General features: G+C 74.2%; 18 protein-coding genes. 5 read left to right on the top strand and 13 right to left on the bottom strand.

Annotated features, from left to right (window positions below):
- Nucleotides 1-4 precede the first annotated feature (4 nt).
- From TPA0908_RS20800 to TPA0908_RS20780, 5 genes are all read right to left on the bottom strand, one after another.
- On the bottom strand, nt 5-1,042 hold the full coding sequence (locus tag TPA0908_RS20800; protein ID WP_281940376.1) for a nitroreductase family protein: 1,038 nt from the start codon (nt 1,040-1,042) through the stop codon (nt 5-7).
- Nucleotide 1,043: 1 nt separating this feature from the next.
- Nucleotides 1,044-2,126, bottom strand: a complete 1,083-nt coding sequence (locus TPA0908_RS20795; RefSeq protein WP_281940374.1) for a GNAT family N-acetyltransferase — start codon at nt 2,124-2,126, stop codon at nt 1,044-1,046.
- Nucleotides 2,123-2,563 carry a DUF4188 domain-containing protein gene (locus tag TPA0908_RS20790; RefSeq protein WP_107155405.1) on the bottom strand — a complete coding sequence of 147 codons (441 nt, stop codon included), beginning with the start codon at nt 2,561-2,563 and terminating at the stop codon, nt 2,123-2,125. The genes TPA0908_RS20795 and TPA0908_RS20790 overlap by 4 nt, the downstream gene beginning before the upstream one ends.
- A 2-nt stretch (nt 2,564-2,565) precedes the next feature.
- Nucleotides 2,566-4,119, bottom strand: coding sequence for a phenylacetate--CoA ligase family protein (locus TPA0908_RS20785; protein WP_281940372.1), 1,554 nt, complete (start codon nt 4,117-4,119; stop codon nt 2,566-2,568).
- A gap of 81 nt (nt 4,120-4,200) precedes the next feature.
- Nucleotides 4,201-5,151: a hypothetical protein gene (locus tag TPA0908_RS20780; protein WP_281940370.1), complete on the bottom strand. Its 951-nt coding sequence runs from the start codon at nt 5,149-5,151 to the stop codon at nt 4,201-4,203.
- 179 nt (nt 5,152-5,330) lie between these two features.
- Between TPA0908_RS20780 and TPA0908_RS20775 the strand changes: the two genes are divergently transcribed.
- Nucleotides 5,331-6,557, top strand: coding sequence for a PucR family transcriptional regulator (locus TPA0908_RS20775; RefSeq protein WP_281940368.1), 1,227 nt, complete (start codon nt 5,331-5,333; stop codon nt 6,555-6,557).
- 3 nt (nt 6,558-6,560) lie between these two features.
- On the opposite strand, the gene TPA0908_RS20770 is transcribed toward TPA0908_RS20775, so the two are convergent.
- Complete coding sequence (locus tag TPA0908_RS20770) at nt 6,561-6,791, bottom strand: potassium transporter TrkA (RefSeq protein WP_281940366.1); 231 nt, start codon at nt 6,789-6,791, stop codon at nt 6,561-6,563.
- Between the two features lie 398 nt (nt 6,792-7,189).
- Here TPA0908_RS20770 and TPA0908_RS20765 point away from each other — a divergent pair, with 398 nt between their 5' ends.
- The 4 genes from TPA0908_RS20765 to TPA0908_RS20750 all read left to right on the top strand — a co-directional run bounded on the left by TPA0908_RS20765 (nt 7,190) and on the right by TPA0908_RS20750 (nt 9,320).
- Complete coding sequence (locus TPA0908_RS20765; protein ID WP_281940364.1) at nt 7,190-7,327, top strand: hypothetical protein; 138 nt, start codon at nt 7,190-7,192, stop codon at nt 7,325-7,327.
- Between the two features lie 111 nt (nt 7,328-7,438).
- Nucleotides 7,439-7,753, top strand: coding sequence for a TraR/DksA family transcriptional regulator (locus TPA0908_RS20760; protein ID WP_281940362.1), 315 nt, complete (start codon nt 7,439-7,441; stop codon nt 7,751-7,753).
- A gap of 99 nt (nt 7,754-7,852) precedes the next feature.
- Nucleotides 7,853-8,269 (top strand): hypothetical protein, encoded by a 417-nt coding sequence (locus tag TPA0908_RS20755; protein WP_281940360.1) that lies wholly within the window; start codon nt 7,853-7,855, stop codon nt 8,267-8,269.
- 7 nt (nt 8,270-8,276) lie between these two features.
- Nucleotides 8,277-9,320 (top strand): polyprenyl synthetase family protein, encoded by a 1,044-nt coding sequence (locus tag TPA0908_RS20750; RefSeq protein WP_281940358.1) that lies wholly within the window; start codon nt 8,277-8,279, stop codon nt 9,318-9,320.
- Nucleotides 9,321-9,339: 19 nt separating this feature from the next.
- On the opposite strand, the gene TPA0908_RS20745 is transcribed toward TPA0908_RS20750, so the two are convergent.
- The 7 genes from TPA0908_RS20745 to TPA0908_RS20715 form a co-directional block, all read right to left on the bottom strand.
- Entirely contained in the window at nt 9,340-9,762 is a 423-nt protein-coding gene (locus TPA0908_RS20745; RefSeq protein ID WP_281940356.1) for a cold-shock protein, read from the bottom strand.
- A gap of 63 nt (nt 9,763-9,825) precedes the next feature.
- Nucleotides 9,826-10,248: a monovalent cation/H(+) antiporter subunit G gene (gene mnhG, locus TPA0908_RS20740; RefSeq protein ID WP_281940354.1), complete on the bottom strand. Its 423-nt coding sequence runs from the start codon at nt 10,246-10,248 to the stop codon at nt 9,826-9,828.
- Nucleotides 10,245-10,508 (bottom strand): monovalent cation/H+ antiporter complex subunit F, encoded by a 264-nt coding sequence (locus TPA0908_RS20735; protein WP_107155397.1) that lies wholly within the window; start codon nt 10,506-10,508, stop codon nt 10,245-10,247. Before TPA0908_RS20735 ends, mnhG begins: the two co-directional genes overlap by 4 nt.
- The gene (locus TPA0908_RS20730; protein ID WP_281940350.1) at nt 10,505-11,110 is read right to left on the bottom strand and encodes a Na+/H+ antiporter subunit E; all 606 of its coding nucleotides are present in this window, start codon (nt 11,108-11,110) and stop codon (nt 10,505-10,507) included. Before TPA0908_RS20730 ends, TPA0908_RS20735 begins: the two co-directional genes overlap by 4 nt.
- Nucleotides 11,107-12,678: a Na+/H+ antiporter subunit D gene (locus TPA0908_RS20725; RefSeq protein WP_281940348.1), complete on the bottom strand. Its 1,572-nt coding sequence runs from the start codon at nt 12,676-12,678 to the stop codon at nt 11,107-11,109. Before TPA0908_RS20725 ends, TPA0908_RS20730 begins: the two co-directional genes overlap by 4 nt.
- Nucleotides 12,675-13,139, bottom strand: a complete 465-nt coding sequence (locus tag TPA0908_RS20720; protein WP_281940347.1) for a Na(+)/H(+) antiporter subunit C — start codon at nt 13,137-13,139, stop codon at nt 12,675-12,677. Before TPA0908_RS20720 ends, TPA0908_RS20725 begins: the two co-directional genes overlap by 4 nt.
- Nucleotides 13,136-15,985 (bottom strand): Na+/H+ antiporter subunit A, encoded by a 2,850-nt coding sequence (locus tag TPA0908_RS20715; RefSeq protein WP_281940346.1) that lies wholly within the window; start codon nt 15,983-15,985, stop codon nt 13,136-13,138. Before TPA0908_RS20715 ends, TPA0908_RS20720 begins: the two co-directional genes overlap by 4 nt.
- Nucleotides 15,986-16,104 lie beyond the last annotated feature (119 nt).

Below are 16,104 nucleotides of genomic sequence, written 5' to 3'. Positions count from 1 at the left end.
CGCACTACATCAGCCCATATGGACTTTCATGGATGAGACGCCGGTCGTCAAGAAGTGACGAGCAGGTTTTGCGAACGTTGCCATCTCGGATCCGGCGTGCCGAGCGGGGCGCCGCAGCGACCGGTCGCCCCACCCGGGTCACGTGCACGACCCGCTGCGGCGCCACGTCCAGCAGCGCGCCGAGCGTGTCGCGGGTGGCGGCGACGTCGACGAGCTGGCTCAACGGGTGCGCCGCCAGGCCGGCGGCGTGCAGCGTCAGCCACACCCGCATCAGCACCCGGCCGAACTCGACCTGGCCGGGTGCGTCCAGGTCTGGCGGGGCCACCAGCGCGAGCACCGCGCCGCCGCGCGCGAGCGGATCGTCGCCGGCGGCGAGCAGCCGGGCCAGCCCCAGCGGGCGCAGCACCGGATACGCGGCCAGCGCCGCCCGCAGCCCGGTGGCGGCCGGCCGGGACAACCCGAGGCAACGATCGCTCAGCCCGTCGGCCCGGTAGTCCGGCCGCGCCGGGTCCAGCCGCAGCCAACGACGCAGCTCGGCCACCACCGCCGGGTCCGCGTACACCTGCCGGTCGGCGGCGCGCAGCAACGCGCCGAGCCGCCCGGCCCCGGGCACGAGGTGGACCCCGCCGCCGGCCCGCCGCGCCACGGCGTCGACGGCGGCGAGCACGTCGGCGTCCGGGCCGCCGGTGAACCGGCCCCGGTCGGTACGCCGGTCCCAGACCTCCGAGGTACGGAACGGCGTGCGGTACGGCTGCCGCGCCGGACGCAGCCGACCCACCCGGCGGTCGTGCTCGTCGTGGTCGGCGACCCAGTCCAGTCGCAGCCCCGCGTCGGCGGCGACGATCAGGCAGGTCTCCACGAACGCGCCGAGCGACAGCCGCAGGTCCCGCCCGCTCGGGTCGCCGGCCGGCAGCGTGTCGGCCGGGTCCCAGCCGACGGTGATCGCCCAGCGCTCGTAGCGCAGCCGCCACGGCTGGGTGTTGTGCGCGCTCGGCGCGCGCCAGCACAGCGGCTCCAACGCGCGGAACGCGGCGAGGTCCATGTCATCGCTCCTTCGCGTAGAACGTGTAACCGTGCAGCGGGCGGCCACCGAGCCGGCGGTACTGCGCCGCCGAGGCCGGGTTGTCCCGCCCGACGTAGGTGCTGCGCAGCGTGGTGTAGCCGCCGGCGTGCAGGTTGTGGTGCAGGTGCGCGGAGAGCAGCCGCTGGTAGCCGCGCCCCTGGAACTCCGGCAGCACACCCTTGACGATCAGCACCGCCTCGCGGCGGTACCGGCGGCGGGTGGCCAGCAGGCGGAGCTGGTTGACCGGGCCGAGGTCGCCGCGCGTCGCGACCAGGAACGCGCTGATGTCCGGTACGCAGAGCACGAACGCCACCGGCTGCCCGTCCCGGGTCAGGTACAGCAGCAGCGCGGAGTCCAGCAGGTACGCCAGCCCGTCGGTCTGCCGGCGCAACTGCGCGGCGGAGATCGGGGTGTAGTAGCCGAGCTGGGCGAACGAGTCGTTCAGCATGCCGCGCAGCAGGTCGAGCTGCTCGTCGAGGCGCCGCGCGTCGCCCCGGTGCAGCTCCAGCCGCGCGCCGTCCGGCTGCCCGCCCCACGCCGGCGGCGGCCCGACCGGGGCCGGCACCGGGCAGATCCAGGTGTCGGAGACGAACCGGCGGGCGAAGCCGTACGCCTCGTAGGCGGCCGGGTAGCGCGGCGGGTTCCAGGCGCTGTCCACGAAGCCCCGGTCGTCGAACCCGGACGTGATCACGCCGCCGGCCTGGTTGGGCAGCAGCGCCACCGGGCCGAACAGCAGGTCCCGGTCGGCGCCGGCGTGCGCGGTGACGGCGTCGAACAGCGGCCCGGCGGCCGGCGCGGTGAACTCGGTGAGCCCGAACAACTGGCACCGGCGGCCCAGCTTCGCGTCCAGGTCCGCGTCGGTGTGCAGCGTGGTCCGCCCGACCACCGCGCCGTCGGCGTCGCGCAGTACGTACAGCGGCACGCCGTCGGCCCACCAGCGGCGGATCTGCTGCCGGGGCGTCGGCACGTACCGTGGCTCGTCCGCGTACAGCCGGTCGGTGAGCGCGAGGAACTCGGCCAGGCCGCGCCGGCCGGTGACCCGCTCGAACCGGTGGCCGCTCACCGGCGTACCGCCGGTCCGGTGGTCTCCGCACCCAGCGGGGTGAACGTGTCGATGTGGCCCATCGCGCCGTCCTCGGCCCGCCACGCGCCGTTGGAGTAGCCGTCCGGCGAGGCCGTGTAGAGCCGGATGAACCCGGCGGTCGCGTTGCGCCCGCCGTCGGTCAGCCAGGCCATCAGTTTGCGGTGGTGCCGGGTACGCGCGAAGCGCAGCATCGCGTCCCGGTCGGTGAAGAACGCGATCGTGCCCAACGTCAGTGGGAACTGCCAGTAGACGGTGTGCCAGCAGTAGCCGGACATCCTGCGCATGTCGCGCACCATCCGGAACCAGTCGGGGGCCAGCCGCAGCAGCACCAGCGGGCTCGCGTAGCGGGTGCCGCCGATGAACATCGCGCCGGCACGGGCCTGCGCCGGGGCGCGGGAGAAGTCTCGGGTACGCATGGTCACTTCACCACCAGGTAGGCGTTCTTGATCTTCTGCGGGCCGGCGAACGGGCCGGTTCCCGGTTCGTGCAGCTCGACCCGCAGGTCACCGGCGGACGGGTCCTCCAGCAGGGACTGGGCGAAGTCGCGCGACACCGAGGTGAGGTGCCGGCGTACCCCGTCGCGGCAGGCGGTGGCGAGCGCCGCGCGGTCGGCGGGCGCCAGCGGGCCGCGCAGCTCGACGTGGATCACCGGCCGGGTCTCCAGCGTCGCGTCCTCGACCAGCGCCAGGCAGAACCGGCTGATCGCGGCGGCGTGCGGGTTTCCGGTGTAGAGGCCGTACTCGACGTCCTGCGGGTAGAGGTTCGCGCCCAGGTAGGAGATCGTGGAGTCGCGCCGGCCGAACAGCAGCAGCAGCGGCAGCGTCATCCGTTCCTCGGCCGTCGCGGCGCGGAACTCGGCCGCGCGCACCGGGTCGGCCGCGGCCAGTTCGGCGATCCTGCGGTACGGCACCAGCAGCGCCTCGTCGCCGACGTTGTAGCGCAGCCGGGGCTGGAGCACGTCCGGCCCGGCCACCGTGCAGACCAGCTCCCGCCGCTCGTTGGTCTCCAGGTAGGTCGCGAACGGGTTGTACTGGAACACCATCGGCAGCCGCTGCTCGCCGTCGCCGAGCAGGTCCGCGCGCAGCCCCGGGTCGGTCCGCAGCCGGCGCCGCAGCCACACCGTGAACCGGGTCTCCGCGCCGATGCCGATGGTCAGGTCCGACGCCCCGTACGCCGAACGCACCCGCACGAACCGCTGCTCCAGGTAGTCCCGCAGCGCCTCGGTCATCCCCTCCCCGCCGCAGCTACCGAAGATCCGGTACCGCGACCAGGGGAAGTCCTCGGCGTCCAGCCGGTCCCGCAGGTGCTTGAGGAACGGCGGGTACGCGGTGACCAGGTAGTCGTGCCCCGGGCCGAACTCGCGCAACGTGTCGATGATCTTGCCGAGGTCCGGTCCGGTGTTCTTCACCACCGCGATCCGGGCCATCGCCGCGCCGGTCGTGGTGCCGGTCGCCCAGGCCCCCATCGAGTACGCGTTGATCACGAACGGCCGGCGCATCGGGAACACCAGCCCGGTGTAGCCGGCGATGTCCCGGTGCACCGCCCGCAGCTCCCGCTCGCCGCGCGGCCAGTTGAACGGCCGCCCCGACGACCCGGCCGACTCGTCGACCACCACGCCCCGCTCCGGCAGGCGCCCCCGCCGGCACCGGGCGGCGGCGTCGTGGCCCACCACGTACCCGAGCTTGTCGGTCTCCGGGAAGTCCCGCAGCCGACGGCGGACGCCCGCCGGACGGGCCCGCAGGAACTCGCGGTAGGCCGGCACCCGCCGGGCCGCACGCACGCACGCCGCACGCGCGTTCGCCTCGGCCAGCCGGTCGAGCGCCGGGTGGTGCCGCCGGGCCAGCCACCGCCACCCGGCCGGGTGCCGGCCGACCAGCCGGACCAGCGTGGCCACCGCACGGCCGGCGGCCTCCCCCAGCACGGGCGTCTCGACGGTACGCAGGGCGGCGGGTCGGTGCAGTGTCTCGGCCATGACAAGGATCCTGCCGACGCCGACGCGCCGACACCTGAGCCACCGGACGGGAGTTGTGCTGAGTACGCGTACCCAGCGGCGCTACGGAGTCAGCAACGCGCCGTCGTCGACCGCGCGCGGCATCCGCCGCGCCACACCGGCGAGCAGATCCGCGACCTGCACGCGCGGGTCGTCCCGGGAGTCGGTCATCACCAGGCCGGCCAGCGGCGACTCCCCCGCCGGCAGTCCGGCGCGCTCGGCCAGCGCCCGCTGGAGGCGGCGCAGCCGGTCGGCGGTGAGCGCGCTCTGCTCGTCGTGGGTCACCAGCACCCGCCGCCGCCCCACGCTCCAGAACAGCACGGTCTCGGCCAGCGCCGGCAGCAACGGCTCCAACGGCGGCGGAATCGTCCGGTCCTCGGCGTAGAGCCGGGCCTGGACAGCGGCCACCCGGCTCCGGTCCAGCGCGGTGAGCACGGCGTCGGTCGGCGCGTGCCGCAGCAGCGCGTCCCGGGCCGCGAAGAAGCGGTCCACGCTGCCGTCGTCCGCCCGGTCCCGCCGTTTGGTCCGCAGCATGTCGACGAACGCCGCCAGGAAGGCGTCCCAGTCGGGGCCGGCCGCACGCCCGGCCCGGTGCAGCGCGCGGGCGTCGGCCCGGCGTTCCCCGGCCAGGCGGGTGCCGGCGGCGTAGGACGGTTCGGTCAGCAGCAGGTCGGCGACGCGGGTGGCCAGGAAGAGCTGCTTGTCGACGAGCTGGACGTGTGCGCGCCCGCGCAGCGCGGCCAGGAACCAGTCCACCGCCGGCGCGGCTCCCGGCTGACGGAGGAACTGGCGGGACTTGACCTCGTCCGGCGAGAACCGGAACCCGGACCGCAGGGACGCGAGCAGCGCGGTCGCCTCCTCGGCCCGCAGGTCGACGCTCGCGTGGGCGATCAGCGGAGTGGCCGGGTCGAGCAGGTTCGTGCCGGAGAACCCCGATTCGTCGCAGGCGATCTCCACCATGCCGTCGACCGGCCCACCCGTCGGCGGCAACCCACCCTGCAACGGCAGCCTCATGCCGACCATGGTCGCCGACCCGTTCCGGTCCGGCCAACGGATTGCGTCCGCCGGCCGCCGACGCGCCGGGGTGCGGCGTCGAACCGGGCCGGCCGGCCGGACCTGGCCGGGAGCGGGCCGGGTCGGGGCCTAGCCTTGGGGCACCGGGCCGATGGCCGGCCCCGCACTGGGAGACCGCGATGACCGAGGGTGGCCGCCGGCCGGGACCGGCCGGGACCGGCGACGACGGGTGGCTGACGAGCGTGGCCCGCGAGGCGAGCGCCGACGCCGCCGGCGTACCGGTGGAGCTGCTCGGCGACTATCTGCCGCTCCTGCGGGACGCGGCGGTCACCGGCCGCCGGCCGCGCCGGGGCGAACTCGACGCGGTGGGCGCCCTCGGCCGGCGCGCCGCCGAGCAGGGCGTGTCGGCCGGCCGGGTGGTGCAGCTCTACCTGTCCGCGGCGCGCCGGCTCTGGCAGCAGCTTCCGCACCTGGACCGGTCCACCGACAGCGAGACGGTACGCGCCACCGCGGAGGCGGTCCTGCACGTGGTGGACGCCGCCGTCGCCACCCTGGCCGAGGGCTACGCGGCGGCCCGCCGGGACCTGGTCCGCCGTGAGGAGTCGCTGCGCCGGGAACTCGTCGACGACCTGCTGCGGGGTGACTCCGACCTCGGCGGCCTGGTGGAGCGGGCCGAGCCGTTCGGGCTGGACCTCGCCCGGGTGCACCAGGTCGCGCTCGCCGCACCGGGCCGGCGGCTACCGGACACCGGGGCGGCGATCAGCACGCTCGAACGGGTCATTTTCGACCGGCTCGGCGACCGGGACGTGCTGGTGGCCACGAAGGAAGGGCTGCTGGTCGTGATCGCGCCGGCCGACGCGGTGTCGCCCGGGCGCGGGCCCGCCGGCGGTGAGCCGCCCGGGGAGTTGGGCCGGCTGATGCACGGCGAGTTGGACCGGCTGGTGCGGGGCCGCCCGTGGCAGGTGGCCGTGGGCCGGCCGCATCCGGGTCTCTACGGCATCGCCCGCTCCTACGAGGAAGCCCGGGAGGCGTTGACGACGGCCCGGCGGCTACGCGCCGAGACACCGGTGATCGACGCCCACGACCTGCTCATCTACCGCGTCCTGCTGCGGGACCAGCCGGCGATGGTGGACCTCGTCCGGGCCGTGCTCACCCCGCTCGGCCAGGCCCGGGGCGGCGCCGGTCCGCTGCTGGACACGTTGACCGAGTACTTCGCCTGCGGTGAGGTCGCCACCGAGGCGGCCGGCCGCCTGCACGTGTCCGTACGCACCGTCACCTACCGGCTCAGTCGGGTGCGCGCGCTGAGTGGCTACGACCCCGCCGACCCCCGGGACCGGTTCACCCTGCACGCCGCCGTGCTCGGGGCGCGGGCGCTGGACTGGCCCCGCCGGCCGCTGCCCGCGTAGGCGTCAGGCCGGCACGAGCGCCAGCTCCGGGAACCCGAGCAGGTTCGCCAGGGCCGTCGCCTCGTCGCGGGTGAGGGCCAGGTTGACCGTGCCGTCGGGGTCGGTCGGGTCGTCGTGCACGACGTCCCGCCGACCACCGAGCCGATGGACGACGACGCCGATCCGACGACCCTGTTCGGTGGTGATGGTGTGTCGGACCCCGATGCCGGGCAGGACGGTGCGTTCGATGATCACGAGAACTCCCCAGGGACGGCGGCCGGGCCGCCCGGGAGCGGGCGGACGCTACGGCGACGCGGTGGACGGGCGGGCGTGGACCGTGCTGGTGGGCGGCGCCCGGTCGGCCGACCGGGCAGGCACGCAATCGCCGTGGTGGCGCTGGTCGATGCCCATGCGTCAACCGTAGCGTCCGCCGTCGCCGGCCCCGGTGTCGCTCCGATCGCCGCCCGGAGCCGGCGAAAGCGGTGTGGAGCAGCGCGATCGGCGCCGGACGCGGCGGCCCGGACGCCCGCACCTCTCCGGCCACCGGCAACCAGGCAGCCACTTGTTGGCCGGCCGCTGGCAGTGCCGGTCCCTGCCACGCCGACGACGATGGAGATCCGACCCGGTGGCCGAGCAGCGAGGAGGCGGTGATCATGAGCGGCACGTCGACGGCTCCGCCGCCCGTGCTCGCCGGTGTCGCGCTGCCGCGCCGGCCCGAGCCGGCGGTGCGCACCGGTCCGGTCGGCGACGGTCGCGTCCGGCCCGTCCCGGACGGCCCTCGCCGCCGCTGAGGCGACGCCGACGCGACGTCGTCACGCGCGCCCCCCGACCCTGGCCCCGCCGCACCCGCCCCGATGCCCGGGCGGCCGGGCCGTCATCATTCCCGAAAGGACCATCCGGCCATGACGCACACCCTCGACGACCGCACCCGAACGCTGCGCGAACTGCTCGAGCGGCAGTCCGCGGAGTACACCGCCCAGCTCGGGGAGCTGACCGGGCAGCACCGCCAGCCCGAGCACGGCGGCCACGACCCGGACACCCTGCGCCGACTGATCGAGGCCGCCGAGCAGGGCGCCGCGGACACCGCCCGGGCGCTGACGCGGATGGCCGAGGGCAGGTACGGCGTCTGTGAGCGCTGCGGCCAGGACATCCCGACGGCCCGCCTGGAGATCCGGCCCGCGGCCCGCTTCTGCGTACCGTGCCAGCGGCCCCGCTGACCCGGCTCACGGCGGCAGCGGCCCTCGCCCCCGGCCACGCTGAGTCACCATGGCGACACTCCTCTGGCGTGCCATCAGCGGTCCGGTGACACTTCGGCCATGACAGACGCCCAGCGTGAGCGCACCGACGAGCGCTTCGAGAAGGTGGCCGAGGAGACCTCGGAGACCGTGACCCACGCGGCCACGGTGCTGGAGGAGGAACTCGCGGCGGGGCTGGCCGGCGCCCGACGGCTCGAGGAGAAGCTGACCGAGAGCCGCCGGGTCGACCCGGAGGCGTTCGACGAACTCGTCGCGCGGGTCCGCACCGACGGGCACGCGCTGATCGACACCGTGGTCGGGCAACTGAAGATGGCCGACGACCAACGCGGCGAGGTGATCCGCCGGTACACCTCGGACGCGCACGACGCGCTCGACACCGTACTCAATCTCGCGCGGCTGGCGCCCGACGTGGCCAACGGGCTCGCGGACCGGCTGTCGTCGCCGGGTCCGGCCGGTCCGACCCGGACGGACCGGTAGCCGCGCGGTGGCGCCGACCACCGGGGTGGCCGGCGGGCACGTGGACCGCATGCTGGCGCGCTACCGCGGGCTCGCCCTCGACGCGCTGCTCGACGACCTGCCCGACGGCGGGCCGCGGTACCTCTACGACCTGGTCGCGGAGTATCCCCGGCGCTGGGGCAAGGGACTGCGCGCCGCGCTGTGCCTGGCGACCTGCCGGGCGTTCGGCGGCGCCGAGCCGGTGGGGCTCAACGCCGCGGTGACCGTGGAGCTGTTCCACAACGCGTTCCTGATCCACGACGACATCCAGGACGCCAGCGAGCAGCGACGCGGCGGGCCGACCCTGCACGCCGAGTACGGGGTCGGCGTGGCGCTCAACGTCGGCAACATGACGAACCTGCTGGCGTTGCGGCGGCTCGCCGCGAACCGGGCGGCGCTCGGCTCGGGGATCGCGTGGCGGCTGTTCACCGAGACCGAGCTGATGCTGCGCCACTCGCTGGAGGGGCAGGCCATCGAGGTCGGCTGGATCCGCGACAACGTGTGCGACCTGGACGCCGACGACTACTACCGGATGTGTCTGAAGAAGACGTCCTGGTACACCTGCATCTATCCGTGCCGTGCCGGCGTCCTGGTCGCCACCGGGCGGGAGAACGCGGTCGACGTCCTGGACCGGTACGGCTGGTACCTGGGCGCCGCGTTCCAGATCCAGGACGACGCGCTCAACCTCACCGGCGACTACGCCCGGTACGGCAAGGAGATCGCCGGCGACCTGTGGGAGGGCAAGCGGACGCTCATCCTCATCGACTTCCTGCGGCGGTGCACGCCCGACGAACGCGAGCGGGCGCTGCGCTTCCTGGGCCGGACCCGGGCGGCGCGCACCGCGTCGGAGGTGCGCTGGCTGCACGGGCGGCTGCTCGCGTACGACTGCGTGGAGGCGGCCCGGCGCAGCGCCCGGGAACTGGCCGCGGCGGCCCGACGCGAGGGAGAACGGGCCCTCGGCGCCGCGGCCGACACCGAGGACGGTCGTTTCCTGCTCGACCTGACCGCCTACGTCGTGGAGCGCAACCGCTGACCGGCGGGCACCGGGGCGGTCAGTCCTCCACCCAGCCGTGCTGACGCCCCAGCGCGATCAGCGCGCGCCGGGCCTGGACGATCTGCCCGCCGGTCATGGTGGGCGCGTTCGCCAGCAGCAGCTCGGTGACCGACGCCTCGAACTGGCCGACCGTCAGGACGTCGAACTCGTCGTCCTCCATCGGCGCCGCCCCGGCGCCGGCCGGCACGGCGGCCGTCGCGCCGTGCAGCGACACCGGTGGCTGGTCCAGTGTCACCCGCGCGACCTTCAGACCCCGCTCGGACTGCACGACCTCGTAGCTCACCTTCATGCCGACCGCCACGGAATGCCGCTGGTCGCCGAAGTCGTTCGCGTGCACGAAGACGTCGTCACCGCCGCGCACCGGCGCGATGAACCCGTAACCCCGGACGTCGTCGAACCGGACGATAGTGCCCTTTTCCATACCCACCAACCCCGCCACCCGAACCAACCAACAAAACCACGGGTCAGGATAGCGGAGAAACCGTCAGGCCGGGGGCCGCGCGTCGCGTCCGGGCGCGCCGACCGTCGACGGGGTCTCCGCCGCCCCGGCCCGGCTCGCGCGGACCCGGTCCAGCCGACCGGCCAGCTCGTCGGTGAGCAGCAGGTCCCGCCGGATGTCGTCGTGCGGGTAGGCGGCCCGCCCGACCATGTGCGCCGCGACCGGGGCGGTGGCGAGCTGGAACATGCCCACCAGCACCAGCGTGGTGATGTCCACGCCGGTACGCAGCCGCAACGCGCACCCGAGCAGCACCAGCAGCAGCCCCAACACCTGCGGCTTGGCCGCGGCGTGCATCCGGGACAGCACGTCCGGGAAACGGACCAGGGCGATGCCGGCGGCGAGGCTGAGCAGGGCACCCGCGATCAGGCAGACGCCGGCGGCGGTGTCGAGGAGGGCGTCGACGGTCACTTGGGATCTTTCCGGGCCGCGAACCGCGCGACACTGACCGAGCCGACGAAGCCGACGACGGCGAGGACCACCAGCACCGGCAGCGCGGTGGCGTCCCGGCTGTAGGCGGCCTCGGTGGCGATGGCGGCGACCGCGACGGCGAGCAGCACGTCGGTGGCGACGGCCCGGTCCAGGATCGACGGTCCACGGATGATGCGGAGCAGGGTCAGTCCACCGGCCACGGTGAGCAGCACGGTGACGATCACGGCCACGACTGTCACGTCGGTGCCCCTTCCAGGTCGACCGGCTCGGGCGGGCCGGTGGGATCGGGGTCGCGGAGCCGGCGCAGTTCCTCGGCCGAGCCGACGGCGGCGACGATACGTTCCTCCAGCTCCCGCACACCGCGCCGGAACCGTTCCACCTCGTCAAGTGTCCGGACACCGATGACGTGCACGTAGAGCGTGCCGGTCCCCCGGTCGGCCTCCAGGATGAGGCTGCCGGGCACCAGGGACAGCGCCTCGGCGGTGAGCGTCAGGTTGAGGTCGGTGTTCACCCGCAGCCGCACCGCGATGATCGCCCCGCGCGGGGTGTGCCCGAACCGGATCGCGAGCCAGGCCACCTGCGCGGACGCGACCACCAGGTCCCACAGGAAACGGGCCAGGAAGCGGGCCAGCGGCACCGGCCGGATCCGCCCGGCGAACGTCACCGGCGGCAGCGGGAAGACCACCAGCAGCACGGCCGCGACCGCCAGGCCGCTGATCACGTTCGCCCAGGTGAACGTGCCCCACAGCAGCACCCAGACGGTGACCAGGCCGGTCACCGCGACGGCCCGGTTGCGCCACCGCACGCGGCGGGTCAGCGGCGCACGCGGATGAGTGGTCACGGCGCACCGTCCGGGAAGACGGCCTCGACGTAGGGGGCACGCCGCAGCAGGTCGTCGGCGGCGTCGGTGCTGATGTCGAAGAGCGGCCCGGCCACCACCGTCAGCCCGAGACCGAGCACCACCAGCGCGGCGGTGGAGGCGGTCATCAGCCGGGGCAGCACGGCGCCGGCCGGCGACGGGTCGCCGTGCGGCTGCTCGGCGCCGTCGGTGCGGGCCGCCCGGGTGGTGTCGTCGGGGACCGGCATGGCCGGGTGCGGGTCCCGCCAGAACGCGAGGTTCCACACCCGGGCGATCGCGTAGAGCGTGAGCAGGCTGGTGAGCAGCCCGCCGGCGACCAGCGCCCAGGCCAGCACGCCGCCGTCGGACACGCCGGCCTGCACCAGGCCGACCTTGCCGAGGAACCCGGAGAACGGCGGTATGCCGGCCAGGTTGAGCGCGGGCACGAAGAAGAGCACCGCCAGCAACGGCGACAGCCGGGCCAGCCCGCCGAGCCGGTCCAGCGCGGTGCTGCCGCTGCGTCGTTCGACCAGACCGGCGGCGAGGAACAGGGTGGTCTGGATGGTGATGTGGTGCACCACGTAGAAGATCGCGGCGGACAGCCCGAGCGCGGTGGTCAGGCCGACCCCGAACAGCATGTAGCCGATGTGGCTGACCAGTGTGAACGACAGCAGCCGTTTGATGTCCGACTGCGCCACCGCGCCGAGGATGCCGACCACCATGGTCAGCGCCGCGATCACCAGCAGCAGGTCGGCGGTGCGGCCACCGGGGAACAGCAGCGTCTCGGTCCGGATGATCGCGTACACGCCGACCTTGGTGAGCAGGCCGGCGAAGACCGCGGTGACCGGCGCCGGCGCGGTGGGATAGCTGTCCGGCAGCCAGGCCGAGAGCGGGAACACGGCGGCCTTGATGCCGAACGCCAGCAGCAGCATGCCCTGAAGGACCAGCCGCAGGTCGTCCGGCAGCGCGTCCAGCCGGTCGACGAGCTGGGCCAGGTTGAGCGTGCCGGTGGCGGCGTAGATCAGGCCGATCGCGACCAGGAAGATGAGCGACGACAGCAGGCTGACCACGACGTACGTGGTGCCGGCGCGGATCCGGTTCTCCGTGCTGCCGAGCGTCAGCAGCACGTAGCTCGCCACCAGCAGGATCTCGAAGCCGACGTAGAGGTTGAACAGGTCACCGGAGAGGAACGCGTTGCACACGCCGGCGGTCAGCACCAGATAGGTCGGGTGGTAGACCGACAGCGGCGTCTCCTCGTTGCCGTCGGCCAGGCCCTGCCCGATGGAGTAGACGAGCACGCACAGCGTGACCGCGGCGGAGACCACCAGCATCAGCGCGGCGAGTTGGTCGGCGACCAGCACGATGCCCAGCGGCGCGACCCAGCCGCCCACCTCGACCACCAGCGGACCGTCGACTGTGGCGCGGACCAGCAGCAGCGCCGCGACCGCCACGGTGGCGGCGAGGACGGTGATGCTGACCCACCGCTGGGCGCGGGCCCGGCCGACGAGCAGCAGCGTCAGGGCGGCGCCGAACAGCGGCATCACCACCGGCAACGGCACGAGCCAGCTCATCGGGTCCGCCCCGGCCCACCGGCGGCCACCCGCCGGTCGTCGTCCGCCCCGGCGGTCGGTACCCGGTCGGTGGTCTCCGGGTCGGCGGTGCCCGGCCCCTCGTCCCGCTCCGCCAGCTCCATGATGCGCTGGTCCTCGACGTCGTCCTGCACCTCGTCGTGCCCGTTGAGGTGCCAACTGCGGTACGCCAGGGCGAGCAGGAACGCGGTCATGCCCAGCGTGATGACGATGGCGGTCAGCACCATCGCCTGCGGGAGCGGGTCGGACATCTCCTCCTCGGCGGTGGTGCCGACGATCGGCGGGCCGCCGGCCCGGCCACCGGTGAGCAGCAGCAGGTTCGCGCCGTTGCCGAGCAGGATGACCCCCATCAGCACCCGGGTGAGGCTGCGTTCCAGCAGCAGCGTGACGCCGGTGGCGAACAGGACGCCGACCACCACGACGTAGACCAGGTTGGGGCTCACACCAACTCCTCTTCCCGTGCCTCGGTCGGGGCGGTCTCCCCCTGGTCGGTCTCCCCCTGGTCGGCCTCCTCCTGGCGGTCCATCTCCGCGCCCAGGCTGCGCAGGATGTCCAGCACCAGGCCGACCACGATGAGGTAGACGCCGACGTCGAAGAAGACCGACGTGACGAAGTGGACGTGACCCAGCACCGGAAGGTGGAGGTCGAGCGCCGCGCTCTGCAGGAAGTCGCCACCCAGCGGCATCGCGGCCAGCCCGGTGCCGACGGCGACGAACAGGCCCGCGCCGAGCACCCGGCCGGCGTCCACCGGCGCCGCGCCGTTGAGTTCGGTACGCCCGCCCGCCAGGTAGCGCACGGCCAGGCCGAGTCCGGCGACCAGTCCGGCGGCGAACCCGCCACCGGGCTGGTTGTGGCCGGAGAAGAGCAGGTAGATCGAGAAGAGCAGGATGGCGTGGAACAGCACCCGGGTGACGACCTGGAGGATCACCGACTGCGCGCGGGTGGTGGCGCCGCCGGTCAGCCAGCGCGGGCGCGCCGAGCTCTGCCGGCCGACGCCGGGAATGCCGCTGCGCAGGTCCAGGGCGCGGGACCGACGGAAGATCAGGCTGGCCACGCCGGTCGCGGCCACCACCAGCACGGCGATCTCGCCCATCGTGTCCCAGGCCCGGATGTCGACGAGCGTCACGTTGACCACGTTCTTGCCGCCGCCGTAGGAGACCGCCTCCTCGGGGAACCCGACCGAGATCGGCGTCGCCACCCGCGCCCCGGCCGCGACGTACGCCATGCCGGCGGTGACCACGCCCACGGCCACGCCGAGCGCGACGCGCACCCGCCGGCTGGACCGGATCGGGCGGGCGGAGAACTTCGTCGGCAGCCGGCGCAGCACGAGCACGAACATCACGATCGTGACGGTCTCCACCAGGAACTGGGTCAGCGCCAGGTCGGGCGCGCCGTGCAGGATGAACAGCAGCGCCGTGCCGTAGCCGGTCACCCCGACGAGGATCATCGCGGTCAACCGACGTCGGGCGCGCGCGGCGGCCACGGCGGCGACCACCACGGCGGCGCCGGCGGCGGCCTGCAACGGGGTGTCCCAGAGCTGGTAGCGCTCGGGCCACGGCACGCCGACCAGCAACGCGCCGCCGGGCAGCACGACCAGCACCAGCAGGATGACGCCGAGGTAGAACGGCAGCGATCCGCGCTGGGTGGCGCCGGTGAGTTCCACCGCCGCGCGGTCCACGGCGCCGGCCAGCCGGTCGTAGCCGGTGGCGCCGTCGAAGGGCAGCCGCGGCAGGTGCGGTCGGCGTCGGTGCAGCAGCAGGAACAACACGACGCCGGCGGCGACGGCCAGCGCCGACAGGCCGAGCGCCGGGGTCGGCCCGTGCCAGAGCGCGAGGTGGTAGCCCGCGTCGGCGCCGGGATACTGGTCCGCGTACGGGACGAGCACCCGGTCCACGGCCGGGGCGAGGACGCCGACCGCGAGGCCGGCGACGGCCAGCACCACCGCGGGCGCCAGGAACGCCCGGTCGACCGGCTCGGGCCGGGTAGCCGGCACGTCGGGTTTGGCGGCGAACGCGCCCCAGAGGAAGCGCGCCGTGTAGGCGACGGTCAGCGCCGAGCCGGTCACCAGCCCGGCGAGCACCACCAGATCGACGGCGCCGCCGTGCCGGAACGCCTCCAGCGCGGCCTCCTTGGCGACGAACCCGGCCAGCGGCGGCAGGCCCGCCATCGAGGCCGCCGCGAGCCCGGCGACCACCGCCAGCGCCGGCGCCCGTCGGCCCAGGCCGCTGAGCTCACGCAGGTCCCGGGTGCCGGCGACGTGGTCGACGACGCCGACGACCAGGAACAGGGTGGCCTTGAACAGCGCGTGGGCCAGCACCATCGCGGCGCCGGCCAGCGCGGTGTCCCGGGTGCCGGCGCCGAGGATCACCATCAGCAGGCCGAGCTGGCTGACCGTGCCGTACGCCAGCAGCAGCTTCAGGTCGACCTGCCGCAGCGCCGTCCAGCCGCCGAGGAACATGGTGACCAGGCCGCCGGCCAGCAGGACGCCGCGCCACGCGGTGGCCTGGCCCACCGCCGGGCCCATCAACGCGACCAGGAACACCCCGGCCTTCACCATGGCGGCCGCGTGCAGGTAGGCGCTGACCGGGGTCGGCGCGGCCATCGCGCGCGGCAGCCAGAAGCTGAACGGGAAGATCGCCGACTTGCTGGTCACCCCGAGCAGGACGAGCACCAGCGCGACGGTGAGGTAGCCGCCGGTCGGCAGGTCCTGCGAGATCTCCGACCACCGGTACGAGCCGGCGTGCTCGCCGAGCATCACGAAGCCGGCGAGCATCGCCAGGCCACCCAGCGTGGTCACCAGCAGCGCCTGCATGGCGGCGTGCCGGCTGGCCCGTCGGGTCGGGTCGCTGCCGATCAGCAGGTACGAGAAGACGGTGGTGAGTTCCCAGAACACGTAGAGCAGCAGCAGGTCGTCGGAGACCACCAGGCCCAGCATCGCGCCGGCGAACGCGACGAACACCGCGGCGAAGCGGCCGAGGCCGGGATCGTCGGAGCGGAAGTAGCGGGCGCTGTACGCGAGCACGAGCGCACCGACGCCGCCGACCAGCAGCACCATCAGCCAGGACAGCGTGCCCATCCGCAGCGCGAGGTCCAGGCCGAGTTGCGGCACCCAGGTCACCGTCTCGACCTCGGGCGTGCCCGAGCGGACCGAGTCGGTGCGGGTCAGGGCCCAGGTCAGCGCCGCGGCCGGGACGGCGGCCAGCAGGTAGAGCGCCCGACGGCCCCAGATGCGTACCAGCGCCGGGGCGGTCACGGCTGCGAGCGCATGGACCGCCACCAGAACCAGCACACAGCCCCCTCAAGATCGACACCCGGTTAGTCAACCCTAACCGGGCTTGGCGCGATCGACCACGTGTGGTTCCGTGCCTCCACTCGAGGGGGAGCGCTGTTGCGCGGGCGTATGCCTTT

Origin of the sequence: Micromonospora sp. AKA38, from assembly GCF_027925725.1 — a bacterium.
GTDB lineage: Bacteria > Actinomycetota > Actinomycetes > Mycobacteriales > Micromonosporaceae > Micromonospora.
The sequence above is the reverse complement of the archived record's forward strand: the minus strand, read 5'-3'. Positions and strand labels throughout refer to the sequence as shown.